The organism is Streptomyces sp. NPDC093801, from assembly GCF_040701585.1.
In the GTDB taxonomy this organism is placed as follows: Bacteria; Actinomycetota; Actinomycetes; order Streptomycetales; family Streptomycetaceae; genus Streptomyces.
Window position 1 is genome coordinate 195,916 of sequence record NZ_JBFBDP010000001.1, and the last position, 24,166, is coordinate 220,081.

A 24,166-nucleotide genomic window follows, 5' to 3' on the forward strand; every position below is an offset into this window, starting at 1 on the left:
GGGCAGGCAGACGACGGTCAGGAGGTTCCGACAACGAGGATGTGGGCGGAGGCATCAGTGAACACGCCCTGGTCGTCCGCCAGGCGGGCGGTCGCCACCGCGTCCGCGACCAGCGCTTGCGCGACCTCCTGTCCCCCGCACCGGCCTGCCGCCACGACGTACGCCCATCCGGGACCCTCGATGCCGTGCAGGCGCACATCCGTCAAGCCGGCCTCGACCGCCTCCTCGGCGAGCTCGGCCGCCGTGTGGAAGTGCACCACCGTGAACCCTCGGCTGCCGTCGTACGACCCGGTCCGCACCACGTCGGTGACCTCCCCTGCGAGAAGGTCCGGGGTAAGCCCGGCACTCACGGTGTAGTCCTGCATCAGGGAGTACCGGGAGATCCCGGCTGCCGCCACCAGTCCACCCGGCACCACGACGCGGCGGGCTTCGGAGAGCGCTCTGAGCCTGTCGGCGCGATCCGCCAAGTGGTACAGCGGCCCCAGGAGCAGCACCGCGTCGAAGCCGTGTGCGGGCAGCGTCACATCTCGGGCGTCACCGATCTCGGCCGCACACCCTGGAACGTACGCGCGGGCCTGTTCGACATGCTTGGGCACCGGGTCCAGGAGCACCACCTCGTACCCGTCCTCGACAAGCCACCGAGCATGGGTCCCCGGCCCTCCACCCACGTCCAGAACCCGGGCCGGCGGCGGTGGAAGGTACTGGCGTAACAGCTCTTGAGTCCGCTCGAGCTCCAGGCGGCCTGTCGCGGTGGTGTGCAGCCGGGCGGCTTCGTCGTATTCCCCGTAGAAGTCCGCGATCCGTGCGTCGATCGTCGTCATACACAACGACGGTAGGACCCGCCCGGTCGTCCTGTCACCCGGAATTCGGCACCAGCACATCGTGGAGGCGACTCCCCTTCTCTGGCCGATCAAGCGGCGCGACGTCGACCCAGCCGGTTGCCATCACGCAGGCCCCTTTCTGAAGCTGCGTAGGCTTCGAACTCAATACCGAGACGGCGCAGAGCTGTCTTCAGGCACCGTATGACCGCGCCCGTTTCCGAGTTGTCCATCAGTCCGTCGTCCTGAGGGTCCTCGGGCAGATCGTCGATCAACAGGTCGATGAGGGCGTGTGCAACCTCTTCGTCGCCGCCAGCAGCAGGGGCGCTGCGGAGATCGCTAATGGCCGCGCGATTCAACCGCCTGTACGAGTAGCTCCCATCGTGGACGGTCTCGAAGAAGAGTCCTTGCGCCACCCTGCCCCTTCGGCCTCCGACGTTCGGAAGAACCCGAACGCCTGCATCGTCTCGCACACAGCTGACAGAAGGCAGGACGTTCTCGAGAGCTCCGCCGTGCAGCAGCCGAGGCGAACCGTGGCAAGACGCCTCCAGCACAATGGCGAAGTCCTGCGGTGGCGGCTCCGACAAGAACTCGACGTGGGGCGCCGTCACACACAGGCACGATTCGTCAGGGGGAACCGGCACCTCTACCGTGCAGGTGCGCCAGGGCAACTGCGACCGGCAGGTCGTAGCGGTCTTTGTCCTGCTCCCAGCGGGCCAGCACAGCGACAGTGGCGTCCGCAATCTCCGTTGGCAGGTCAGCCGCTCGGAGAGTCTCAGCGATATCCACCATCTCCGGTGCCCAGCGCCAGGCCCGCGCGGCGACGCTCGGAAGGTAGTCGGGATCCGAGAGGATGTTCGAGGCCATGGTTTCTGCCTCGGCGGTCAGCTCGGCCCCCACGCCGTGCGTGGCGGCAAGGGCGTGGGCGACGCCGGCGAGCGTGCGAGCGGCCTTCTGGTAGCTGGCGAATGCCATCTTCAGGGCGGAGGCGGAGCCGATGTCCCCGCTCGCCCGCCGGGGCTCGAGGTGGGTGCTCTTGAAGAGTTCTTCAACAATGGCTACGGCCTGCTGGTCGCCGGCGAGGTAAAGGCGCGCCGTCCGCTGGCCGCCTGGCGGTGGCCCGAAGATCGCTCCGTCGAGTACGACCGTACCGGGGCAGATCTCGCCCGCGATGTGCCCCATGCGCTTCGGGTTGATGGCGTTGGCGTCCACGTACACCCCGGCGAAGTCGTGGTCGGCGACCAGGGTGGCCACGTCTTCGGCGGCCTGGGGCGGGCAGATGGAGAGGACCACGGAGCTGCGGTGAAGCGCCGTAGTCAGGCTGTCCACGGCTACTGCCCCGGCCTGTACGGCCCGTTCACGTGTGGCTTCGCTTCGACCGTCGGGAACCCAAAGCACCTCGTGCCCCGCTGCCACGACCTGGGCGGCAACGGCAGCGCCCATGGAACCGGGGTGCAAGACGGTCACGGTGGTCACGGGCTGCCTCCTGGTGGAAGTTCGGCAATGGGATGTTCCCTGTGAGCCATGATCGACTCCCGCAAGCCGATTGCAACAGGCACTCCGGCGCCAGGGTGTGCAGCGAGCTGTCGACTGAAATGTCCGATCCGCCGGTCCACGCTCTCCGTTCGCCGGCGGGCGTTGGTCTCAAGGACGGTGTGCACCTCTTGCGCGGCGCCTTCGATATCTCCCCGTCCGAGACGGGCCATGGCGAGATCCATCCGCGCAAGCGACATCTCACCGAGCCGCTGCCGCGCAGGCGGGGCCGCCTGGAAGATCCCCACGGCCTGAGCGGCACAAGCCTCCGCGTCCGCCAGATTGCGACGTCCAGACAGCCAGAGGTGGGTGCTGCTGGCGTAGAAGAGCTGCTTCTCTACGGGGAATGCCATCATGCCGCCAGGCAGATCGCCGCCGTCGGCTGCAAGGCCTTCGCGAAGACGCTCCGCGCCGGCCAGTGCAGCCAGCGCCTCCCCGGTCCGGCCCAGCTGGCCGTATGCACGCGCCTTGATGCTCTCCAGCCGAGTGTTCGCAGTGCCGGAGTCCGGCGCGTACGCAGCCCCCAGCTCCGCCAGCCGGACAGCATCCGCCGGTCGCCCGTCCCAGTAGGAGATCAGGGCCTGGAGCCCGCGGACCCATACACGCAGGCCGTTGTGGCCCGCCAGCTCGCCCAGGAGAAAGGCGGTGCGCGCCTGGGTGTCGGCCGCGTCGTAGCGTCCAAGGTCGAAGCTGGCGTTGGCGAGGACTCCACACAGGATGCCGGCGCAGACGTAGAGGTCACGGGTGTAGCGCGGTGGCTGCCGGCCCTCCAGAAGTACGAACGCTTGGTCGCGTAGGGAGCGGACTTCTCGAAACAGAGGGCCAACGGGTCGGTTGGGATACGTGTCGACTATCCGGCGGATGTCGGCTTCCAGCTGCTCCATCGTGTGTGGTCCCACGTTGCTGCCTTCTGCGCGAGCCGCGAACCGTGCTGACTCGCCGGCAGCGGCGGTCACGACGTCTTCGTGGTTCTCGAATGCATCCTCAGGCCTGCCCTGCTCTGCCCTGGGGACGGGTGACGAGACTAGGCCGGAGGACACAGCTTCAAGGAGACGCGAGGCCTGGAATCCCGGGAACATGAACTCCAGGACCCGGCGGGAGACGGTTTGGGGGGTTCGGACGTCCCCTCTCAGCCATCGGTGGAACTGCCGCTTCTCGACGGTGGCAGTCGCAATCGAGGGGTCGCCTTCGGCATCGGCCAGCTGTTTGGCCGCCTGCTCGTACCGCTTCTTGAAGACGGTGTAGTCCTGCCAGCCCCGCTGGTTGATGAGGGTCTGGAAGAGCGTTGGTTCTAACGGGCTCATGACCGCTCCTCTCCTCGGCGTCAGTTCGGCCACCACGCTAGACCGCAGCGGCCCCAAGAAGTGGATCTCTCCGACACAAACAGTGCTCCCGAGGCGAACTGGCACAGGTTAGGCGTGAGAAGACCGCGTTTGGCTCCGGTTAGGCCCTCGCTCAGGCAGCGCCGGGGCGGGAAACTCCAACTTCGCCCGCCCTCTGAGGGCAATGGACCTGCGTGCCGACGCTCTGTGATGCCGTCGGCATCAGGGCACTGCCCGGAGGCATCCTGACCGTCGACTTCCCGAGGCTGAGATTGCGCACGCGCCCAAGCGGTACCTACGGATGTCCGGCTGACGACGTGGACGCAACTCATCCGCCTGTACGCGAGGTTCTACTCGGGCCGGTTCGCTGCGGGGTCCCAGTAGTTCGCCAGCATCGCCGCCGGCCAGGCCGGAGCAGTGACAGGGCCGCGGGGACCCATCTCCTCGAAGTACGGGGCGAGGTCGTAGATAGGAGTTCCGGCAACGGCGTCGAGGTCGGTGACGTAGATGTCCCTGCCGTCCACTTTGAGCAGGCGGGGGAAGGAGGTTGCCATGCGGTTGGGGCGCCGGTGGTTTCGGTGGACGAAGGTGCCGGTGGGCTCCCAGGTCGGGTCGTTGCGGGGGCTGCGGGCTCCGAGGTGGAGGTCGGCGTCGGAGCCGAGGTGGAAGTGCCAGGTCACGATCAGGTGGGAGAACTCGTCGATGCCGCGCAGGGTGTCCAGTGGGAAGTCCGGGCGCAGGCGGATGATCGATTCGACTCCGCCCTGGTAGTCGTCGGCCGGCGTCTGGTGGCCGCCGATGACGTGGGCGATGGCCTCAATCGTGATCGGGTCGTGCACGCGTTCCTCCCCTGGGACTACCGGACTGGCCGGGGCGCTGCTCCGGCTTGGACCGGTGGTGTGCTGGCGCGGTCAGCGTACCCGGCTGATCATGGTGCGGGCTCGGCTGTCCAGGGCTGCAAGGGTCGTTCCTCCGCGTCCGCGGTAGGGGGAGAGGGCGCGGCGCATCTGGACGACGGTGTCCAGGGCGCGGCCGGACTGGACTCCCTGCATCGCGTCGAGGGCTTGGGACCAGGTGGTGCAGGCCATGTCGACGGCTCCGCGTTGTATCTGCACGGCGCCCAGGAGCCCCAGGGTGACGGCGTGGGTGCGCGCGAAGGGCTGAGCCTTGCGCGTGCGGACACTGCGCTGGAATTCGTGCTCGGCTCCGCGGAGGTCTCCGATGGCATGGAGGGTTCGGGCTGTCTCGTGGGCGAGGGAGGCCTCGGAGAAGAAGAAGACCCGGGCCGGCTCGTCGTCCCCCTCGCCTGCGTTGCACAGGTCGTTCTCGGCCTGGAGGAGAGTGGCGAGGGCCTGCTGCTTGTGGCCGGCGGCTGCGAGGCTGCGGGCGTGGACGACTCCGAGGAGGGAGCGTTCCCGTGGGCTGGCGTCGGTGTAGCGGCGGTGGCGGACGGAGGCCTCGGCGAGTCGGAGGGCTTGGGCGGGGTGGCCGAGGTCGAGGGTCTGGTGGGCCTGGGCGCGGAGGATGTGTCCGGCCAAGGGTGCGTCGTCGGCTTCGGCGGACAGGCGCAGGGCCACGGCGAGCCACTGCTGGGCGAGGGTGTGCTCGGAGGCGTCGAAGCTGGTCCAGCCGGCCAGGTAAGCGAGTTCGCCGGCGGCGGTGAACATGGCCTGCCGCGTGCCGGTGTCGGGGAAGTGGCCGCTGAGGTAGGCGGTGACGTCGGTGCGGAGGTAGGCGACGAGGGCGGATCGTCCGTCCGCACCGCCTCGGCGCTGTTCGCGGCGGGAGAGCAGTTGCGTCATTTCGCGTACGGCGGCCACGTCGTCCGGGCCGACGTGCCGCTTGGTCGCGGGCGTGCGCTGATGGGCCGCGGAGGCGGTGTCCTGCCACCAGCGGTCGGACGGCAGGAACATCCCTGCAAGGGAGAAGGCGGCGCCCTTCAGGGTGTGGCGGCGCTCCAGGTCCAAGTCGGTCCCCCCGAGGTCGACGATACGTGCGATGGGGTCGCTGTCCCGGGAAACCAGACATGCCTGTTCGTCGGGATCTGTGAGCCCGATGTCGGCGGCCGTGATGATCCGATGGATCCCCCGGCTGTTCAGTCCTCGCGACAGCGTCTCGCACAAGATACGGGTCGCCGGCGGCGAGGGGTGCGATCCGCGGACCCACTGGTTGATGTGCGAGGCGGACACCGCCTTCAGGTCGTCCGCACCGGATTCCGCTGCTACGAGCTGCAGTTGCCGGGCAGTTGTGGCCTGCGACCAGCCCAGTTGGCGGAGTACGCCCTCCAGCAGGGTGTTGCGCTCACGCGGCACCGGATACTCCCGTCCACGAAACGATCTTTACGTGCTTTACGCGGGGCCGCGCCTTGCCTGGGATGTCCACGCCGGGCGATGCACGGTTCGCTGAGAGTAACGCCACAAGGAGGCCTTCTCCGGCTGAAGTTCAGCCATCCGTTCCAGGCTTCCGGCGTCTGGTGTCGGCTTCACGCGCACGCTCTGAAAGGGATGAGGTGACGATGTCTCACCGGATCACGCGGGGAGACCTGCTGCGGACTCTGCAGTCGCCCAAGGCCGTCTCGGCGTGCCTGGCATTGCCCAGCAGAGCTGAATCCGTTCGCACGGCTCGTCGCTTCGTGGCGCACCAGCTTGAGGCATGGGGGTGCGCGGCAGCGGAGCCCTCCACCGCGCTGGTCTCCAGCGAGCTCGCGACCAACGCCATCAAGCACCGCAGCCCTGGAGCGGAGGCACAGGACTTCCTGGTCTCGGTGACCTTCGAGCCGGGCGTGGCCCTGGTGGTGCAGGTGGCGGACGCCAACCCCGGTCTCCCGGTGGTCAAAGCACGGCAGTCGGCCCTGGCCACGGGCGGACGCGGGCTGTTCCTGGTCACCCAGGTGGCCGACTACTGGAGCGCCTCGCCTCGAAGCGACGGCCAGGGGAAGGTCGTCAGCGCCTACTTCCGAGCCGCCCAGGTCAGCACCGACCCGCCTGGGGCCTACGGACTGAGGCTGCCGGAGGCAGCTGCTCCACCGACTTCTTCGAGCGCCGGGCCGGAAGCACATCGGCCTGATCAACAGGAAACCGGAGGGGGCATGCTCCCGTCACACGAATTCTCCCGGCCGTCGGTGCCGCGGGTGCACAACTGGCTCGGCGGAGACGTCTGGAATTTCGATGCCGACCGCATCCTCGGCAAGGAACTCCTGGAGGCTGCTCCCTGGCTCAGGCAGGCAGTTGCCGCCGCTCGAGACCACGGGCAGAAGTCGGTGAGCGTCCTCGCCCACAGCGGGATCGTCCAGTTTCTGGACCTCGGGTGCGGCCTCCCGCAGCGGCATGGCCAGAACACCCACGATGCCGCCAAGGCCGCAGCCGGGGAATCCACGGTCGTGTACGTGGATCGCGATCCTTCCGTGTGCGCCCACTACCGTTCGATGCTCGAAACGAGCCAGGAACGGGAGTGCCAGGCCGACTTCACCCAGCCCGAAGCGCTCCTGGCCCATCCCGCCCTCGCCCACCTCGACCGGAGCAGACCCATCGCGGTGCTCCTGCACGAGGTCCTGCCGTGGCTCGACGACGAGCAGACGCGACACCTGCTGGCGTCCTTGCAGGCCTGGCTGCCGACAGGCAGCGTCCTGTCCGTCATCCACACTGCAACCGACAGCGACCCGCAGGCGGCGGCGGGCCTCGTCGCCGTCTATCGCAACGCCGGCATCACCTACCGGCCACGGAGCCTGGAGCAGCTGCTCGCCCTGTTCCAGAGCTGGGACGTGGATGTCCCCGGCATCACAGCCGTGCCGCTCGACAGACTCCGCGTCGTTGGCAGCCGAAAGCCCGTGGGTCGACTCCGCGGCGTTGGAGGCCGGAAGCCCCTGTACGGCTCCTACGCCGTCATCGCCCGCGTACCGAACCTGTTGTTGGACAGGTCGTGCCCGGGTGCCGGGCCGGAGCCTGCTGGGGCGAGTGTCCCTTCACTGGCCGAGGCCGACCGCAGATGAAGCTGACCGAGGACGAGGACGCCTTCTGGACCGGGCTCCCGGACTACGAGCGCGCCCCTTCAGATGATCCGTTGTTCGCCCGGACGGTGCGCACCGGGCCGCCGCCTGGTGATGTCTGGGCGGCCTCCCCTCACGAGCTGCGGGTCGGCGACTGGCTGGTCCTCGGCAGCAGCGCGTACGAGATCACCAACATGTTCTCCCGGGGCTTCGACTGCTCCGTGAAGCAGGTGATCCTGCGTGGCCACGCCCCGCAGCTGGTCGGCACCCGGCACGAGATCGTGCGCCCCTATGCCGTCTCCCGCCTGCGGTAGGCGGCGGGCCCCGCCGAAAGCCGCTATCCGATATCCGCCCCCGTTCGAGGAGTTACCCGTGGGCCCGTCGCTTCCGCTCCCCAAGCGGCCAGCGTGCTTACCTTCACTGCCGTCAGGGCCGGAGGAAGGTCGCGCGACCGATATGCCCTGCGGGCTGCCCGAGGCGCAAGAGGGTGCCTGGCGTCTGCTGCGCTCCCTTGTCATCTCGCGGCACGAGGACATCACCGGCGAGGACAGCAGTCTGTGGGAGGCCCTGAACCGCGTTCTCGACGATGCCGTGGATGGGTGTGACGTCCGTCCGCTGACCGCAACCTTGGCTGTGAATCTCGGAGCGCTGACGGACCGAACCTCCCGCCACGTGCAGTCCGCGCTGACCGAATCGGCACGGTTACGGGCCCGCGTCCTCCTTCGCGAGGTCAGCGAGCGGCTGCGCCTTGGCACCTTGGACATCGGGCTCCTTCGCCGACTGGCCTGGATGACGCAGGAGGTCGTGGACGAGCTCCTGCAGCAGGCGTCATCGGGGCTTGCTTCGATGCCGGCGGCAACGCGTCCGAACGCCCACTCCCCCATGCCCGCGAATTGGGCGGCTTCCGCATGAGCAACTTGAATGCCGTGGATCGCGCCTTCCTCCTCGTACGCCGGCAGATCAGCATCGCGTACCCGCCAGGGACATCCGTTCCCGGCACCGAGGAGCTTGCCCGGGTACTCAGACTCCCGAAGGCGCACGTGCACCGGGCACTGCGGCGGCTGGACACACTGGGGGAGATCTCGCTGCACACCGGGAGCCTTCCGGTCCGCCTCAGCCCGCATGAACCGCACCCCCGCGACCGCGCGCTCCATGGCGCCGTCCGGGACCGGATACGTGCCGGCTACTACCTGCCCGGCCAGGCGCTGGCGACGGGGCTGCTGGGCGAGGAGTTCAGACTGCGCCCCCACCACGTCCAGCGTGCGTTGCGGTTCCTCGTGGCGGAGAAGACCCTGCGCTTCGACGAACACGGTGCCTACGGTCCGGGCCACTACGTCCCTGTGGGGTCCATGGAGGCGGTCGCGTGAACGCCGCGCTGTTACTGCTACCGGCCGCGCATCGCCAGGGCGAGTACGGCAGCGGCTGCGGGTCGCCCGCCCTGGCCGAAGCTTGTGCCGGCGTAACGGGGACGACACCGCCGCCGACGGTGGGAGTGCTGCGGTGAGGGCGGTGCAGCGCCGCAGGCTCCTGCTGCTGCACAGGCTGACCGCCGTGCCGCTGGTGGGGCCCGTCGCAGACCGGCTAGGCAAGGCATATCTCCGCTACGCCGTCCGGCAGATGCTCTCCCGCGCCCGGCTGTGTGAAGAGCGCACCGGTTCCGAGCGTTCTGCGCACGGCTCGGCGCCGCCCAGGGACAGCAGCTGATATCCGCCGCCGCCCTCGCGGCCCACGACTTCCCTCTCCGGCCCTTCCGAAGAGGGGGGCCAGGAAGCACGCCGTCAAGCACGTGCCCCTGGCGAGCAACACACCGAACACACCGAACACACCGCAGCGAGAAGAGGAGTTGCAATGGCCACCAATCCCAACCCGGGCATGACCCAGGCCCAGCCCAAGGCCACGGCCAAGGACCCGTTCCACCTGGACGTGGAGCTGCTGGAGATCGGCGACGCAGGCGCGCTGAAGACCCTGACCGACGACAACTGCGGCTCGACCTGCGGCGCGTGCACCACCGGCGTCCACTGACCCACTCGCTCCACCCTGCCGGTGCCGCCTCGCCCAACGGCGGGGCGGCACCGGGCCCGTCCGTTCCATTCATCCTTCATGGAGGTTCAGGTGACAAACCCCGCGTTCCGGTCCGGCCGCACAGCACTCGTGCGCGCGGTGGCGTCCCCCACTCCTCCGCTGCTGCCCTGGCCCGACCTGGCCGACCGGTCCCCCGGAGACTTGACCGGGCAGCTTCCCTGGCTGCGTGCAATCCGCGCCACGGATACCGGAAGGGCGTTGTGGCATGCCAGCCCGGCGCTGGGCAGTGAAGTCGACGGCCTTCTGGCAGCCGAAAGCCCCCCACACCGTGATGTGCGTAGGGCTGCACTCTCGGTGGCCCGGTACGTGCTGCGAGCACACGGCCGCCCCACTCCCTTCGGGTACTTCGCCGGCGTCACCACTGCTGGCTTTGAGGGCTCGGCCCGTGCCGACTGGAGGCGCGAGCACCGGCCGGTGGCCCGTGCGTCCGCGGAATGGATGGCGGAGATGATCACCCGACTGGAGGCCGACACCGAGCTGCTGCAGCGGATTCCGGTGGTCGCCAATACAACGCTCACCGAGCGCGGCGATCGTCTCATCGTCCCGTACCGGACGGACACCGGAGCCGCCCGCCAGCGCACGGTCGAGGCCTCCGTCCGGATGACCGGCGCCGTGACAGCCGTACTCATCGCCGCACAGGCGCCCATCCCGGTCGCCGATCTCGTGGCGAAGGTCTTGGCCGAGTTCCCGTCGACAGGGCAGAGCACGGTCACCGGGTTCGTGCAGGAGCTGGTGCGGGTCGGCGTCTTGATCAGCGCCTTGCATTCCCCGAGCACGGAGACCGATGCGCTCGGCTACCTGCTGGCCCAACTCGACGCCATCGGTGCCGGCGAGGTCGTCGGGGTATCGGAGACTCTCGCCGCTCTGCAGGCCGCCCACGCTGCACTCCAGCACGCAAGCGGGCACGAGGGCGCCCGTGCCCTGATGCGCTCCGTGGCTCCCCGGCTGCGCCGGGACCCGGTGGCCGTCGACCTGCGCCTGGCCGGGACCCTGGTACTGCCGGAGGCGGTCTCACAGGAGGCCGAGCGCGCCGCTCTGCTGCTGGCCCGCGTGTGCTCGGCACCGTTCGGGCCCGCAGCCTGGAAGGCGTACCACATGCGGTTCTACGAGCGGTTCGGGATCGGCTCCATGGTTCCGGTGCTCGATGTGGTCGCGGACAGCGGCATCGGCTACCCCAACGGATACGCGGGCGCCGGCCCTACGGACCACAAGCCGCAGCTGACGGGCCGCGACCAGGTTCTGCTGCGGCTGGCACAGCAAGCTGCCCTGGACGGCCTCCGCGAGGTCGTCCTCGACGAGGCCACGATCGACGCCCTGACCGTGGGCAGCGAACCGGTACGCCTCCCGCCCCACCTTGAGCTTGGGTTCCGGCTCCGCGCATCCGACACCGCAGCGCTGGACCAAGGCCGTTTCCGCCTGGAAGTGGTCACCGTGTCCCGGGGCGTGGGGGTCGGCACAGGCCGGTTCCTCTCCGTTCTCGACTCCGGGCAGCGGCAGGCCCTGGTCAAGGAGCTTGCATGCCTTCCGGCTTCCGATCCGGGTACGGTCGCCATGCAGCTGTCGTTCCCGCCGCTGCTGCCGGAGAGCGCGCACGTCACCCGGGCACCGCGCGTGCTGCCTACCGTGATCAGCCTTGCCGAGCACCGGCCTCCTGCTGGGGACGTGCTGACCGTCGGCGACCTGGCCCTGGGCTGCGACGGGCGCCGGATGTACCTCGCTGCCCCCGCCCGCGGCCAGCGTGTGGAGGCGGTGGGGATGCACGCCCTGAACCTGGACACCCACACCCCGCCGCTGGCCAGGTTCCTCACCGAGCTGGGCCGCGCCCAGTGCGCGCAGGTCACCACGTTCGACTGGGGGGCCGCCGCCCGCCTTCCCTACCTTCCCCGCCTGCGCACCGGCCGCATCATCCTGGCGCCGGCCCGCTGGCGGCTGGAAGCCGGCGAGCTGCCTGCAGCCGACCGGCCGTGGGAGGAATGGGACGGTGCGTTCGGCACCTGGCGCGAGACCCGCAAGCTCCCCCTGACGGTGAACGTCGGCGAAGGCGACCGGCTCCTTCCCCTCGACCTCACCGTCCCGGCCCACAGGGCACTGCTACGCGAAGAACTGGACCGCGCCGGTGCGATCAGGGTCGCCGAGGCTCCGGGCGCGGCCGAGCTGGGATGGTGCGGCGGGCGGGCCCACGAGGTCGTTGTGCCGCTCAAGGCCAGCCGCCCTCCGGCCTGGCCCCGCCTGCCTCAGCCCACGTCTGCTCGCACGGTTCGGAGGGACCTGGTTCACACTCCCGCCGTCTCGCCGGTGCTCCTGGCCAGCGTGTATGGGGACGTCCGCCGCCAGGACGTCCTGCTCGGGGAGCACTTGCCGGACCTACTGGACCGGCTCGGCGGGCCGCCCTGGTGGTTCGTACGGTTCCGCGACCCCCACCAGCACCTGAGGCTCCGCTTCGCCCTGCCCACCCCGGAAGCCTTCGCCTCCACGGCGAGCACGGTGAGCACATGGGCGGACGAACTCCGGCGCGCTGGACTGGTGTCGGACCTGCGTTACGGCACCTCCTATCCGGAGATGGGCCGGTGGGGAGAAGGGCTGGCGTGGGCTGGGGCCCAGGAAGTCTTCCGAGCCGACTCCCGAGCCGTCCTCGCACAGCTCACCTGCGCGGGCCAGCCGTCCCGGCGGGCACTGGTCGCCGCGCACAGCGTGGCCATCGCCGCCGCCTACCTGGGCAGTACGGCGAAGGCGATGTCGTGGCTGATCCATCATATCCCCGCGGCGCCTCCGGCACGGGTGGCCCGCCCGAAGTTCGCCGAGGCCGTCGCGCTCGCCAACCCCGACGACGACTGGGCAGCCCTGCGGTCCGTCGCTGGCGGCGAGACGATCCTCAATGCCTGGAGCGACCGCGGCCAGGCCCTGGACCGCTACCGGGACCACTTCCCCGGACCAGACACCCAGGGCATCGACGCAGACGACGTGCTGACCTCCCTGCTCCACGTCCACTTCGTCCGCGCCGTCGCCGTGGACTTCCCCGAGGAAGCCGTCTGCCTCTACCTCGCGCGCGCCGCCGCCCTCGCCTGGACCGCCAGGAGGTCCCGCTGATGCCCCACCCTGCCCTCGGCTTCGCCCGGGAGATCGCCGACCAGCTCGCCGACCCGGCGGCCGTTCTCGGCTCGCAGGCCGACTCCGACTGGCGCCGGCAGTCCCTCGGGCACGGCGTTCCCGGTATCGCGCTGCTGCACATCGAGCTCGCCGCCTCCGACCTCGCACCGTGGGACCGCGCGCACGCCTGGCTCTCCGCCGCGGCGGCCGAGCCGCTGACCAGCGGGGCCGACAGCCACGCCTTCTACGGTGCCCCGGCGTTCGCCCACGCCCTCGCCTGCGCGGCCGAACGCCTCCCTGGAGCGTACGGCTCCGGACTCGATGCCCTGGACCGGCATGTGACCAGCGACGTGCGCCGCCGCCTGGCCGTGGCCGAGCAGCGCATCGAGACCGGAGAACTCCCGGCGCTCGCTGAGTTCGACGCGATCCGCGGTCTCACCGGATATGGCGCCTATCTCCTTCGCCGGCGCCCCGACAGCGACACCGTCCGCGCCGTCCTCGACTACCTGATCCAGCTGACTGAGCCGCTCACCCACCGGGGCGAGGCCGTGCCCGGATGGTGGACGGCCTCCGGGCCTTCCGGCCGGCCTGACGACCGCTACCCCGACGGGCACGCCAATACCGGCCTCGCCCACGGCATCGGAGGCGTCCTTGCCCTCCTCGCGCTCGCCGCGCACCGCGGGACCATGGCCAGCGGCCATCGGGAGGCCATCAACAGCATCCTTCGCTGGCTGGACCGCTGGGAGGCCGACACCAACGGGGGACCGGCCTGGCCGTACTGGGTAACCCTTCCGGCCCTGCGAGCGGGCCACATGCCCGTGGGGCCGCAGCGGCCGTCCTGGTGCTATGGCACCGCCGGCCTCGCTCGCGCCCAGCAGCTCGCCGCCATCGCCCTCGGAGACCGGCGGCGCCAACTGGCCGTAGAGCAGAGCCTTCTGGTCGCACTGACCGACCCCCAGCAGCTCCGCAAGACCACCGACAACGGCCTGTGCCACGGATTCGCCGGTCTCGCGCACATCGCCGCCCGGGCCGCCTCGGACGCCCTGGCGCCCACCGCCGGTCAGCTCCGGGCAGTGCTCCCCGCGCTCCTGTCCGCCGTATACCCCCCTGGCAGCGACCCCGCCACCGCCGCAGCCAGCCTTCTGCGCCCGCCGGAACCTGGCCCGGGGCTCCTCGACGGCGCGGCGGGAATCGCCCTGGCCCTCATGGAACCCAGCGGCACACCGACCCAGACCGCTTGGGACACCTGCCTGCTCATCGCCTGAACCAGCACGCACGCACAACCCATGAACGCCGCCTACCCACCTGAAGGAACCTCACCGATGCAGGGCACCTGGCACCAGATCAACGTCACCTTTCCGGACCGCGCTACCGCGCAGCAGGTGATCTCACGGACGCTCGGCCCCGCCCTGTTCACAGCCGAGGAGAGAGGAGAGATCTCCGCCTGGTGGTTCATGAACAAGCAGCCGTGGAAGCTGCGCGTGCGTACCGTCGGCGACGAGACCCCCACCTTGTGGGACGCACTCAGCGGGCTTGTCCGGGACGACCAGGTACGGCAGTGGATTCCCACCATCTACGAGCCGGAGACCCTGGCCTTCGGCGGGGCCGAGGCTGTGGAGGCGGCTCACGAGCTGTTCCACGCTGACAGCCGTCACCTGCTGACCTACCCCGTCCAGATCGGGCACCTCGGCCGCCGCGAGACCGCCGTACTCCTCGTCAGCGCGATGATGCGCGCCGCCGGACTCGACTGGTACGAGCAGGGCGACGTCTGGGACAAGGTCGCCGCCGAACGCCCGGCCCCGCCGATCCTCGCCTCCGAGCTGGAGGCGGCCATGCACTCCCTGCTGACCGTCGACGCCCGCACCCTGTGCCGGGAGGACGGCCCGCTCCACGGCCACGCCGACTGGGTCCGCGCCTTCGCACGGGCCGGAACCGCCCTCGCCGTCCTCCACCACGAAGGCCGCCTGCGCCGGGGACTGAGAGCGGTTCTCGCCCACCACGTGATCTTCCACTTCAACCGGGCCGGCCTCCCCCTGGAGGACCAGAGCGCCCTGTCCAACCTCGCCCGAAAGGCCATCATGGGAACGAGTGACACCCCCGCAACCACCCCCGACCGCACCCCGGCCGCCGATAGCGTCGGATCGGTGAACACCGACACGCTCACCACCCCCGACCCGACCGCGGAACAGCTCCGCAATGCCCTCGTCGACCAGATCCGCCAGGAGGGCCACGCCGTCAACCCGGCGGCCGAGGCCGCGCTGCGCACCGTGCCACGGCACCTGTTCGTACCCGACGCCTCGCTCCAGGCGGCCTACGCCAACCAGCCGGTCCACGTGAAGTACGACACCGACGGCACGTCCATCTCCTGCGCCTCCCAGCCCGCCGTGGTCGCCCTCATGCTCGACCAGCTCGACGCCCAGCCCGGCGAGCGCATCCTCGAACTCGGCGCCGGCACCGGCTACAACGCAGCCCTCCTCGCCCACCTCGTCGGCGACACCGGACACGTCACCACCATCGACGTCGACGACGACCTCGTCGAGCGCGCCCGCGCCCACCTGGCCGCCGCCGGATACACGAACGTCGATGCCCTGACCCGCGACGGAGCCGTCGGCTACGCCGACGGGGCACCGTACGACCGGATCATCGCCACCGTCGGCGCCCACGGCATCCCGCACGCCTGGCTCGACCAACTCGCGCCGGACGGACGGCTCGTCGTTCCCCAGCGCATCAAGGGCAGCGTCTCTCGCTCCATCGTCTACGAACGCCGAGACGGCCGGTGGATCTCCCTCGGCAGCGAGATGAACACCTTCATGCCCCTGCGCCGCGGCATCGCGGACGACGACCGGCGGATCGTCTCCCTCTCCGCGGACGGGACCGTACGACTGCAGGCGCCGGCCGGAACGCCCATCGACGCCGAGGCGCTGGCCCGTGTGCTCGAAGAACCGCGGGTCGAGGAGTGGACCGGGATGACGGTTCGCGCCATGGAATCGCCCGAGTGGATGGAGCTCTTCGTCAGCTGCTCCTTCCACTCCGGCCTGATCAGGATGCTGTTCCCGGCCTCTGCAAAGGGCACCACCCTGACCGAGGACCCCTACCCCTCCTCCACCGCGGTCATCGACAAGGGCGGCCTGACCTACCTCGCCCGCCGCCTCTCGGACCAGACCACCCCCGAGGGCGGCAAGCTGTGGGAGTTCGGCGTCATCGGCCACGGCCCCGGCAGCGACGAGCTCGCCGCCAAGGTCGCTGAGGTCATTCGGACCTGGGACCGCAACTACCGCAGCCGGGAAGCCACCTTCGAGCTCCAGTCGCTCCAGGCACCGGCCTCCAAGGAAGGTCCCGGCCGGTTCTCCGTCGACACGCCCCTGAACCGGATCGTCATCGACTTCAACTGACCGTGCGCCCCTGACCGTGTGGTGCCCACTGCCCCCAATCTCCGGCCGCGGGCACCACACGTCGGGCCGACCCCTCGGAGAACTTCATGGACCCGCACGGCCAGTTAGCCCGGCGCTTCCCCCTCGTCTCGCGGTTCCGGCCCGCCTGCCTTCCCCTTCCCGACCGCGTCCAGGCCCTCGCGACCCTCTCCGAGACCGCTGCCGCCCGCGCGGACCAGGGGCTCGCCTCGGCCGTCTGCAACCAGGCCGCCCTGATCGCCAGCGACGTCGGACTTCCTGACCTCGCGCGCCAGCTGTGCCACCAGCACGCCGAGGCCTACCTGCACGCAACCCCACTCCCCGCCACGGCCGCGATCCGGGCCCTCGAGCCCGTCGTCAACCTGGCCCGCCTGCAGATCCGGGCCGGACACCCCGACGAAGGACGCAACCGTCTTCTGCGCCTCTTCGACGCCGTCACGAACGGAACCGCCGACCGATTCGACGACGTGCACATCCCCGCCGACCTGGTCCAGTCTGGAGACGACCGGCGAGAAGTGCGCGCCTGGCTGTGGCGAGTCCTCCTCGCCGACGGCTCACGCACCCTCACCGGAAGTGGCCGGTGGGCCGAAGCCCTCGCGCACACCCGCACGCATCATGGCATCGGCAAGCGGATGTTCGACGGCCGACAGATCGCAGTCGTCGCGGCCCTCACCAGCGGCGACACCGATCACGCCGCCGCCCTCATCGCCGACACGGCCGCCGGCGAGCCGTGGGAGCACGCCGTCACCTCCTGCCTCCACGCCCTATGCCTCCGTGCCTGCCTGGGCTTGGACCACAGCGCGGAGAGCGAACTCGAAGCCGCGCTCCGCGCCGTCCCCGCCGAGCAGGGCATGACGGTCTTCGATACCCGCCTGCGCCTTACGGCCCTGGACACCATCGCCTCCCCGGCGAGCCCGGCCGCGTACCGCATCACGAACGAGTTGCACCGGGCCATCGTCGGTACACGTGACGGCTTCGCCGCCCGCGAGGTCCTGGACAACTCGTTGTTCACCGAGCTCGCCGCCCCGAGACAGCTCCAGGACTGCCTCGACCTCGTCGCAGCCTGTGCTCTGGGCTCCGGCGCCGTGCCCGCGCGCCTGCGTAGCGCCTTGGCCACGGCATTGCATCGGAGCGACCGCGTGATCAGGGACAGCCTGTCGGTCCCCTGAGTCGCCCAGGTGTCCGAGCCGGTCCGGCGTACGCACTTGGTCGGCAATCCTCCGCCCGGGTGACACGGCCCTGTTCGAGCGAGTTTCAACGCCGCCGCCCCAGACGCGCCAAGCCCACTCAGCGGCACGAGAACATTCGTTCCCGTTTTGCCTCCGATCCGGCCGTGACGGACCCGGATCGGAACCGTTCTTAGAGCACCAGTACCAGTCGTGCGCCCATCCGGAGGACCCCGTGAATCTCCTACCGAAGCACCTCGACACCCTCCTATTAATCGAACATGACGCGCCTGCCCCGTGCCTGCCTTCTGCGGGTGGGGGTCGTGTTGACGCCTCATCGTCCTGCTGCCGCGGCTCACGACCGGATTTCGGGAGGGCTGCGTGAGCAAGGACTCGGCAAGCGGATCCGGCGCCGCGGGGGTGTCGGATTCCGAGCGGCTCCTCTTCGGCGGCGAGCTGGCCTACGACATCGGGTGGGACCAGCACGAGGGCGCCTGGCTCAAGCTCGGGCTCTGGACGATGGCTCGTCAACTCCCCCGGCTGGCGGGGACCGGCCTGAGGCTCGCCCACCTCGCCGACGCACGGGCCCTGCGGGTGGTCCTGGCCTCCGAGGCCGGGCGGGGCGTCGCGCAGGCGGTCGGCCTGGTCGCGGTCAACAGCGTGCTCGGCCACGTCCTCGCGGCCGGCAGCACCAACGAGCGCCTGACCCAGGCGCTGCCCGCGCTCACGGTCGTGGCCGTCACAGCGTTCCTCGGGTCACTCCTGCGCTCGGCGTCGACGGCGGCCACCGGGGCGCTGGAACCGAAGGTGCAGCGAGTCGCCACCGAGCAGTACCTCGGCCTGGTGTACCGCACGGAGCTGTCGGCGATCGAGGACGACGAGTTCCACCGGCTGCTGGACGCGGCCCGCTACGGTGCCGACTCGGCCCGGCGGATGATCCGGTACTGCACCAATACCCTGAACTCCGCGGTGTCGCTGATCGCAGCGGCTGGCGTCCTCACCGTCCTGCACCCGGTGCTGCTGCCGTTGCTGGTCCTGATGACGCTGCCGAGCGCGTGGAGTTCGCTGATGATCTCCCGCCAGCGGTACATCTCCTTCCACGCCTTCGTGCAGCACGCCCGCGCCGGACACCTCCTCGGTCAGCTGCTGACCCAGAAGGAAGCGGCGGCTGAAGTCCGCGTCCACGGTGTCGGCCCGTTCCTGCTCGGGCACTTTCGCACGATGGCCGAGACCAGCGAGCGCGAGCAGACCCGGCTGGCCCGCCGCGCTGCCCGGATCGGGCTCGCCGCCGACGGCGCTGGTGGTCTCGCCACCCTCCTCACCTACGGCGCCCTGGGTGCCCTCCTCTGGGCCGGAGCGATGGAACTGGCCGTCGCCGGCACGGCGGTACTGGCCATCCGCACCGGCGCCGCCAGCCTCGACAGCCTGGTGCTCCAGGTCACCGAGCTCCACCAGGAGTCCCTGTTCGTCGCCGACTTCGAGCGGCTGTGCCGGGAGGCGAAGACCCGGGCGATCCCCGTGGGCGGGGACCCGCTGCCCGAGCGGCTGCGGGAAGTCCGGTTTGAGAAGGTCACCTTCACGTACCCCGGCAGCGGCCAGTCCCTGCCCGAGCCCACGCTGCGCGAGGTGTCCCTGGCGTTCCCGACGGGGAAGATCATCGCGCTGGTGGGCGAGAACGGCTCCGGCAAGTCCACCCTGGTCAGGCTCCTGGCTGGCCTCTACCTTCCGGATGAGGGCAGCGGCACGATCTGGTGGGACGACGTCGATGCCCGTACCGCCGATCGCGACCAGGTCTTCGGCCGCGTCGCGCTGATGTCGCAGGACTTCTATCACTGGCCTTTCACGTTCCGGGTGAACGTCGGTATCGGGCAGCCCGGTCAGGTCATCGACGACCGGGCGGTCGAGGAGGCCTCCGGCTTCTCCGGTGCCGACGAGGTGCTCAGCGGCCTGCCTCGCGGGCTCGGCACGCTGCTGGCTCGCGGTTACCGCGGCGGGCACCAGATCTCGGGCGGTCAGTGGCAGCGCATCGGCATCGCGCGGGCCAAGTACCGGCAGGCCGAGATCCTGATCGTGGACGAGCCCACCAGCGCCCTGGACGCGGTCGCGGAGCAGCGGGTCTTCGACCAGATCAGGGCCCTGGCCGCGACCACCGGGCAGACGATCGTGCTCATCACCCACCGCCTGCACTCAGTGCGCCATGCGGACCTCATCCACGTCTTGAAGGACGGCCGGGTCGCCGAGTCGGGCACCTGGGAGGAACTGATGGACCCGGCTACGGGTACGGGGGACTTCCGCGACGCCTACCTCGTCCAAGCCGCTGCCTTCGATGCCACGATCCCCACCCAGTCCGCCGGCGACCACGACTCTCTGCGCGCCCAAGACAACGCATGACCGTCGCCGTGTCCCAGGAACAGGCCAGCGGGGTGAACGTCCGCCCGGCGTCGGGACGGGACGAGGCCCGACCGCAGACCAGCTCGCAGACCGAGTGCCGTCCGCCTGTCCCCGTTCCTGATGCCCTGCCCGCAGGCCGGCTGCTGACGGAGGCCGTCCCGTGGTGACGCTGCCCCGCCCCCGGCCTTCCGTCCACAAGAGGGCACCGCTACTTGGGACGGGGTTCCGGTTGTACCTCGGCGGGGAGTCCGCTGGCCTGGTCGGGACGTCGGTGCACCTGGTGGCACTGCCCACCCTGGCCGTCCTCGAACTGGACGCGACGGCCGGGCAAGCCGCTCTGCTCGCCTCCCTGGCCCACCTGCCCACCTTCCTCCTGGCCCTCCCCGCCGGCGGCATCGTCGACCGGTACGCCAAGCGGGCTCTGCTGGTGGGGACGGACCTGGCGGGGGCCGTCGTCGTCACGGTGGTTCCCGTGGCGGCGCTGGCCGGAGTGTTGTCGATGTCCATGCTGTACGCGGTCGCGCTGGTCCTGGGTGCGGTGACCGTGCTGCATCAGGCGGCGGCCATCGCGATCGTGCCGCAGCTGGTCGAACCCGCCCTGCTACACCGGGCCAACGCCCGGGTGGGTGCCGCGTTCGGGGCCGCGGACACAGCCGGGACCTACCTCGGCACCGCGGTCGTCGCTGCCATCGGCGCGGCCAAGGCCTTCTGGCTGGACGCCCTGTCGTACCTCGTGTCCGCCTGCTGCGCATCCCGGATCCCGGAGCCCGGCCAGCCGGCAGCGGGCGAGGGGAGGCCCAGACGCAGGTTGGCCGGGGAAATCTGGGAGGGCCTGGCCTACACCGCGCGAACTCCACTGGTCCGGGACCTCGTCTTCGCACTGACCCTGACCGGTGTGGGCGTCGGTGTGACTGGCGCGCTGTTCGCGTACTACCTGCTGACCGCGCTGGAGGCGGGCCCTACCGGGCTGGGGATCGTGATGGGCGTCTCAGGCGCGGGCGCGCTCGCAGGCGCCCTGGCAGCGCCACGGATCGTGGCCCGCCTCGGCCCCGGCCCCACCCTGCTCGCCGGGTTCGCGACCTGCCCAGTGGCGGGCCTGCCCCTGCTGTTCGCCCGGCCCGGGCCCGTATGGCTGGCCGCCCTCGCCTCGGCGGGCGGGCTCCAGCTCGCCGCCGCGGCGGTGGCTGGGACCACCCAGAGGTCGGTGCGCCAGCAGATCTGCCCGCCCCACCTGCAGGCGCGGGCGCAGCAGACGTCGACCTGGCTGGTCTCCGGGAGCAAACCATTCGCGGCCCTGGTCGGCGGCGCCGTGGCCACCGCGTTCGGGGCACGTACCGCTCTGGCCGTCGGGACGCTGGTGCTGGTCTTGCCGGTGATCGTGCTCTGGCGCTCCCCGGTCAGCCGCCTGACCGCGATGCCCGTCCCCGCACCTCCCCCCGGCGACTCCGCCCTCGCCCAAGGTGCACGTCCACCCTCTGATGCCCCAGAAGCGCGCCCTCACCCGTGAGCGCCGCCCACTCCTCCATCCCGCCGTCCCACCGACCTGTGAGGCCCTCTTGCCGCCCTCCCGCTCGCACATCCGCGATCTCGTCACCGCCTACCTGGAACGGCACCCGGCTGAACTTCCGCTGCTGGCGCCTCTGTTGCGGCTGTTGGGCGAAGACGCCGAGCCCACGAGCCGCTCGACTATGCCGGGGCACATCACGTGCAGCGCGGTCGTCGTCGACCACGACCGCCGTGTCCTTCTCATCCACCACAACCTCTTCCAGCTGATGCTCGCACCAGGAGGCCACGTCGAGACGGCGGATCGCTCGCTCCTGGAGACGGCGCTCCGCGAAGTCCACGAGGAGGTCGGCATCCCGCCCGGCGCCCTGTGCGCCACCGCCTCGTACGGTTCCCTGCCCATCGACATCGACGTCTTCGACATCGACACCAGCCCGGCTAAGGACGAAGGCCCGCACCAGCACTGGGACTTCCGCTTCGTCTTCCAGCTAGTGGACAGGGACGTCAAGGTCACGGTGCAGCCGGAGGAGGTCTCCGCCCTGGAGTGGGTCGCCTTCGACCAGGTCACGGCCCCGCAGCTGCGGGCGAAGCTCTGCGCCTCCGGGCTCGACGGCCACATCGAGCCGGTCAACGCCTCGGCACTGATCCACGACGGGCACGGCCGCTACCTGCTACACCTGCGCGACGACCTCCCCGGCATCTGGGAACCTGGGGCCTGGGCCCTGCTCGGCGGAGGCCGCGAGCCCGGCGACACCTCGCTCGAAGACACCGTCCGCCGTGAACTGCGGGAGGAAGCCGGACTCGATCCGGGGGTCGTGGAGCCGTTCGCCGTCGAACTCGCCACCGGTACCAACGGGCTGACCGTACCGGTGCAGGTCTTCACCGCCCAGTGGAACGGCGACCCCGCCGGCCTGCCACTCACCGAGGGCGTGATGCTGGCCTGGTTCCACCCCGACACCATGGCGCGCCTGCGGCTGAGCCCCTCCACCCTGGACCTCGTACGCCGGCACGCCCAGCACGCCGCCCGCAGCACGAGGGCGCCCCAGGGCGGAGGCAGCGGGCCGGACAGGCCGAAGGCGGGCAGCACCAGCGTCCCGCACATCGTCGGCGTCCACCTCTACCTGGAACGCGACGGCCAGGTGCTGCTCGGCCTGCGCCACCCCGGCTCCGCGTACGCCGGCGGCACCCACCACTTCCTCGCCGGGCACTGCGAGCAGGAGTCCGCCGTGGCCTGCCTGGTCCGCGAGGCGCAGGAAGAAGCCGGACTGCTCATCGACCCGGCCGATGTCGAGCTCGCCCACGTGGTGCACATGGTCGACAAACCCGGGGACCAGCCCCGCATCGGGTTCGTCTTCCGCGCCCGGCAGTGGACGGGGACACCCGAGGTCCGGGAGCCGGACCGCTGCGTCTCCTGGAGCTGGTGGCCCGCCGACGCCCTTCCGGAGCCGATCGTCCCCTACACCCGGTCCGCGATCGAAGGCATCCGAGCCGGTCGTCCCTACACCGAGCTCGGGTGGACCTGACCACCCCGCGCATCCCGCCCGCAGTCCCCGCCCCCTGCCGAAGGAGTCGTACGTGCTCGATCCTCTCCTACCGCCCGCCCAAACCGCACCCTCCCCTGAGGAGAGAACGAGGATCGCGCGGGCGGAGATGGTCGCCGGGCTGGAAGCGGCCGGCCACCTCCGGCCGGGCCCGGTGCGGGACGCGTTCCTCGCGGTGCGGCGGGAAGTGCTGATGCCGCAGGCGTACGTCCGGCGCAGCGGGCCTGACGAGACTCCGCCGCGCTGGGACCTGCTCGACTGGGCCGTGCCCGCGGACCGGGAGGAGCTACTCGGGCTGCTGTACGGCGGGGAGAGCGTGCTGGTCCAGCACGACGGCGAGCCGGTGCTCGGCCGAGTGGCGGCCCCGCGGTTACGGCCCGTCTGGAAGCGGTGCGGCTCGGGCACCGGGCGGGCCACGGCTGGAGCCAGCTGTACCTGAAGCCCGGTCTGCGGAGCCGGATCGAGGCCGCGGACGGGGGCAGCACCCGCACCCCGCACACAGGCCCGCCGCCGGATGATGCCCGCGGTCTGTGGCTGGCCCTGGACCACCTGCACCCCGGGCTCGTACGGAACTGGGCCGCCGACCACCTGGTCATCGGGGCCCCCGACTGCGGGTCCTGGGCCACCGCCCGGCCGGACGACTCCGGGTCGTGGACGGTGATGGTCTGCGGGCCCCGCGACATCTGGGCGGAGATCCAGGACACCGCCACCCGATGGCAGGCGGCCGGATCGCCCTCCTCCTACCGGCTGCACCTCGAACCGGACGGAACCCAGTGGGTCAGCGCCGGCAGGGGGTCGGCCGAGTTGTCCTGGCAGCTGCCAGCCGCCCTCCAGCCGGCAGCGACCGTCCCGCCGCAAGCCCCCGAACCCACCCCGGCGCCGAAGGAGTCCACCCCATGACCTCATCCACCCCGGCTTCCACCACGGCCCGTTCGGGCGGCTGCCTGTGCGGGAAGGTCCAGTTCACGGTCACCGGGGAGCCCGACTACCCCCACACCTGCAGTTGCCAGGACTGCCAGGGCCTGTCGGGGGCTCCGATGATGTCGTGGGTCTCCTTCCCGCTCGACGGTCTGGCCTGGTCCGGCGCCGAGCCGTCGTGGCACTACACGTGGCCGGACTCCAAGCGCGGCTTCTGCCCGTCCTGCGGCAGCCAGATCTGCGCCCTCGACGACGGCGCCACCAGCATCGCGGTCACCCTCTCCGCGCTGGGCAACCCGCCCGACCTGGTCCCGGTCAACCAGTCCTTCCGGGAGACCGCCGTGCCCTGGCTGCCCCAGGTCCCCGACACCCGCAGCTGACCACCACACCCACACCACGAGATCGGAGTC

The 24,166-nt window shown here is 70.6% G+C and carries 21 protein-coding genes; 15 read left to right on the forward strand and 6 right to left on the reverse strand.

Annotation, left to right across the window (positions count from 1 at the left end):
• Positions 1-17: 17 nt before the first annotated feature.
• The 6 genes from AB0469_RS00825 to AB0469_RS00850 all read right to left on the reverse strand — a co-directional run bounded on the left by AB0469_RS00825 (position 18) and on the right by AB0469_RS00850 (position 5,985).
• Entirely contained in the window at positions 18-821 is an 804-nt protein-coding gene (locus AB0469_RS00825; protein ID WP_366449119.1) for a class I SAM-dependent methyltransferase, read from the reverse strand.
• An 89-nt stretch (positions 822-910) separates the two neighbouring features.
• On the reverse strand, positions 911-1,234 hold the full coding sequence (locus tag AB0469_RS00830; protein WP_366449120.1) for a hypothetical protein: 324 nt from the start codon (positions 1,232-1,234) through the stop codon (positions 911-913).
• Positions 1,235-1,445: 211 nt separating this feature from the next.
• Positions 1,446-2,294 carry a DUF1932 domain-containing protein gene (locus tag AB0469_RS00835; protein WP_366449121.1) on the reverse strand — a complete coding sequence of 283 codons (849 nt, stop codon included), beginning with the start codon at positions 2,292-2,294 and terminating at the stop codon, positions 1,446-1,448.
• Positions 2,291-3,655, reverse strand: coding sequence for a hypothetical protein (locus AB0469_RS00840; RefSeq protein ID WP_366449122.1), 1,365 nt, complete (start codon positions 3,653-3,655; stop codon positions 2,291-2,293). Before AB0469_RS00840 ends, AB0469_RS00835 begins: the two co-directional genes overlap by 4 nt.
• A gap of 368 nt (positions 3,656-4,023) precedes the next feature.
• Positions 4,024-4,512 carry a TrmO family methyltransferase gene (locus tag AB0469_RS00845; RefSeq protein ID WP_366449123.1) on the reverse strand — a complete coding sequence of 163 codons (489 nt, stop codon included), beginning with the start codon at positions 4,510-4,512 and terminating at the stop codon, positions 4,024-4,026.
• Positions 4,513-4,584: 72 nt separating this feature from the next.
• Positions 4,585-5,985 (reverse strand): Tat pathway signal protein, encoded by a 1,401-nt coding sequence (locus tag AB0469_RS00850; protein WP_366449124.1) that lies wholly within the window; start codon positions 5,983-5,985, stop codon positions 4,585-4,587.
• Positions 5,986-6,188: 203 nt separating this feature from the next.
• On the opposite strand from AB0469_RS00850, the gene AB0469_RS00855 reads away from it, so the two are divergent.
• From AB0469_RS00855 to AB0469_RS00925, 15 genes are all read left to right on the forward strand, one after another.
• Positions 6,189-7,661 (forward strand): SAM-dependent methyltransferase, encoded by a 1,473-nt coding sequence (locus AB0469_RS00855; protein WP_366449125.1) that lies wholly within the window; start codon positions 6,189-6,191, stop codon positions 7,659-7,661.
• Positions 7,658-7,972, forward strand: coding sequence for a hypothetical protein (locus AB0469_RS00860; protein ID WP_366449126.1), 315 nt, complete (start codon positions 7,658-7,660; stop codon positions 7,970-7,972). The genes AB0469_RS00855 and AB0469_RS00860 overlap by 4 nt, the downstream gene beginning before the upstream one ends.
• Before the next feature lie 142 nt (positions 7,973-8,114).
• Positions 8,115-8,570, forward strand: coding sequence for a hypothetical protein (locus tag AB0469_RS00865; RefSeq protein WP_366449127.1), 456 nt, complete (start codon positions 8,115-8,117; stop codon positions 8,568-8,570).
• Positions 8,567-9,025, forward strand: coding sequence for a hypothetical protein (locus AB0469_RS00870; RefSeq protein ID WP_366449128.1), 459 nt, complete (start codon positions 8,567-8,569; stop codon positions 9,023-9,025). The genes AB0469_RS00865 and AB0469_RS00870 overlap by 4 nt, the downstream gene beginning before the upstream one ends.
• A 481-nt stretch (positions 9,026-9,506) precedes the next feature.
• Complete coding sequence (locus tag AB0469_RS00875) at positions 9,507-9,680, forward strand: FxLD family lanthipeptide (RefSeq protein ID WP_366449129.1); 174 nt, start codon at positions 9,507-9,509, stop codon at positions 9,678-9,680.
• A 78-nt stretch (positions 9,681-9,758) separates the two neighbouring features.
• The gene (locus AB0469_RS00880; protein WP_366449130.1) at positions 9,759-12,827 is read left to right on the forward strand and encodes a lantibiotic dehydratase; all 3,069 of its coding nucleotides are present in this window, start codon (positions 9,759-9,761) and stop codon (positions 12,825-12,827) included.
• Positions 12,827-14,092, forward strand: a complete 1,266-nt coding sequence (locus tag AB0469_RS00885; RefSeq protein WP_366449131.1) for a lanthionine synthetase C family protein — start codon at positions 12,827-12,829, stop codon at positions 14,090-14,092. The genes AB0469_RS00880 and AB0469_RS00885 overlap by 1 nt, the downstream gene beginning before the upstream one ends.
• Before the next feature lie 57 nt (positions 14,093-14,149).
• Entirely contained in the window at positions 14,150-16,219 is a 2,070-nt protein-coding gene (gene fxlM / locus AB0469_RS00890) for a methyltransferase, FxLD system (protein ID WP_366449132.1), read from the forward strand.
• A gap of 86 nt (positions 16,220-16,305) precedes the next feature.
• Positions 16,306-17,406 carry a hypothetical protein gene (locus tag AB0469_RS00895; protein ID WP_366449133.1) on the forward strand — a complete coding sequence of 367 codons (1,101 nt, stop codon included), beginning with the start codon at positions 16,306-16,308 and terminating at the stop codon, positions 17,404-17,406.
• Between the two features lie 516 nt (positions 17,407-17,922).
• On the forward strand, positions 17,923-19,794 hold the full coding sequence (locus AB0469_RS00900; RefSeq protein ID WP_366449286.1) for an ABC transporter ATP-binding protein: 1,872 nt from the start codon (positions 17,923-17,925) through the stop codon (positions 19,792-19,794).
• 163 nt (positions 19,795-19,957) lie between these two features.
• A complete protein-coding gene (locus tag AB0469_RS00905) occupies positions 19,958-21,301 on the forward strand; it encodes an MFS transporter (RefSeq protein ID WP_366449287.1) in 1,344 nt (447 codons plus the stop codon).
• Positions 21,273-22,820: an NUDIX domain-containing protein gene (locus AB0469_RS00910; protein WP_366449134.1), complete on the forward strand. Its 1,548-nt coding sequence runs from the start codon at positions 21,273-21,275 to the stop codon at positions 22,818-22,820. The genes AB0469_RS00905 and AB0469_RS00910 overlap by 29 nt, the downstream gene beginning before the upstream one ends.
• A gap of 52 nt (positions 22,821-22,872) precedes the next feature.
• Positions 22,873-23,277, forward strand: coding sequence for a hypothetical protein (locus AB0469_RS00915; protein ID WP_366449135.1), 405 nt, complete (start codon positions 22,873-22,875; stop codon positions 23,275-23,277).
• Entirely contained in the window at positions 23,229-23,738 is a 510-nt protein-coding gene (locus AB0469_RS00920) for a hypothetical protein (RefSeq protein WP_366449136.1), read from the forward strand. The genes AB0469_RS00915 and AB0469_RS00920 overlap by 49 nt, the downstream gene beginning before the upstream one ends.
• On the forward strand, positions 23,735-24,136 hold the full coding sequence (locus AB0469_RS00925) for a GFA family protein (RefSeq protein WP_033215663.1): 402 nt from the start codon (positions 23,735-23,737) through the stop codon (positions 24,134-24,136). Before AB0469_RS00920 ends, AB0469_RS00925 begins: the two co-directional genes overlap by 4 nt.
• Positions 24,137-24,166 lie beyond the last annotated feature (30 nt).

What these genes read in the sequence shown, in the direction of transcription:
- AB0469_RS00825 (WP_366449119.1), bottom strand. Translation starts at nt 821, where the DNA reads ATGACGACGATCGACGCACGGATCGCGGACTTCTACGGGGAATACGAC.
- AB0469_RS00840 (WP_366449122.1), bottom strand. Translation starts at nt 3,655, where the DNA reads ATGAGCCCGTTAGAACCAACGCTCTTCCAGACCCTCATCAACCAGCGG.
- AB0469_RS00855 (WP_366449125.1), top strand. Translation starts at nt 6,189, where the DNA reads ATGTCTCACCGGATCACGCGGGGAGACCTGCTGCGGACTCTGCAGTCG.
- AB0469_RS00860 (WP_366449126.1), top strand. Translation starts at nt 7,658, where the DNA reads ATGAAGCTGACCGAGGACGAGGACGCCTTCTGGACCGGGCTCCCGGAC.
- AB0469_RS00865 (WP_366449127.1), top strand. Translation starts at nt 8,115, where the DNA reads ATGCCCTGCGGGCTGCCCGAGGCGCAAGAGGGTGCCTGGCGTCTGCTG.
- AB0469_RS00870 (WP_366449128.1), top strand. Translation starts at nt 8,567, where the DNA reads ATGAGCAACTTGAATGCCGTGGATCGCGCCTTCCTCCTCGTACGCCGG.
- AB0469_RS00875 (WP_366449129.1), top strand. Translation starts at nt 9,507, where the DNA reads ATGGCCACCAATCCCAACCCGGGCATGACCCAGGCCCAGCCCAAGGCC.
- AB0469_RS00880 (WP_366449130.1), top strand. Translation starts at nt 9,759, where the DNA reads ATGGAGGTTCAGGTGACAAACCCCGCGTTCCGGTCCGGCCGCACAGCA.
- AB0469_RS00885 (WP_366449131.1), top strand. Translation starts at nt 12,827, where the DNA reads ATGCCCCACCCTGCCCTCGGCTTCGCCCGGGAGATCGCCGACCAGCTC.
- fxlM (WP_366449132.1), top strand. Translation starts at nt 14,150, where the DNA reads ATGCAGGGCACCTGGCACCAGATCAACGTCACCTTTCCGGACCGCGCT.
- AB0469_RS00895 (WP_366449133.1), top strand. Translation starts at nt 16,306, where the DNA reads ATGGACCCGCACGGCCAGTTAGCCCGGCGCTTCCCCCTCGTCTCGCGG.
- AB0469_RS00900 (WP_366449286.1), top strand. Translation starts at nt 17,923, where the DNA reads ATGGCTCGTCAACTCCCCCGGCTGGCGGGGACCGGCCTGAGGCTCGCC.
- AB0469_RS00910 (WP_366449134.1), top strand. Translation starts at nt 21,273, where the DNA reads ATGCCCCAGAAGCGCGCCCTCACCCGTGAGCGCCGCCCACTCCTCCAT.
- AB0469_RS00925 (WP_033215663.1), top strand. Translation starts at nt 23,735, where the DNA reads ATGACCTCATCCACCCCGGCTTCCACCACGGCCCGTTCGGGCGGCTGC.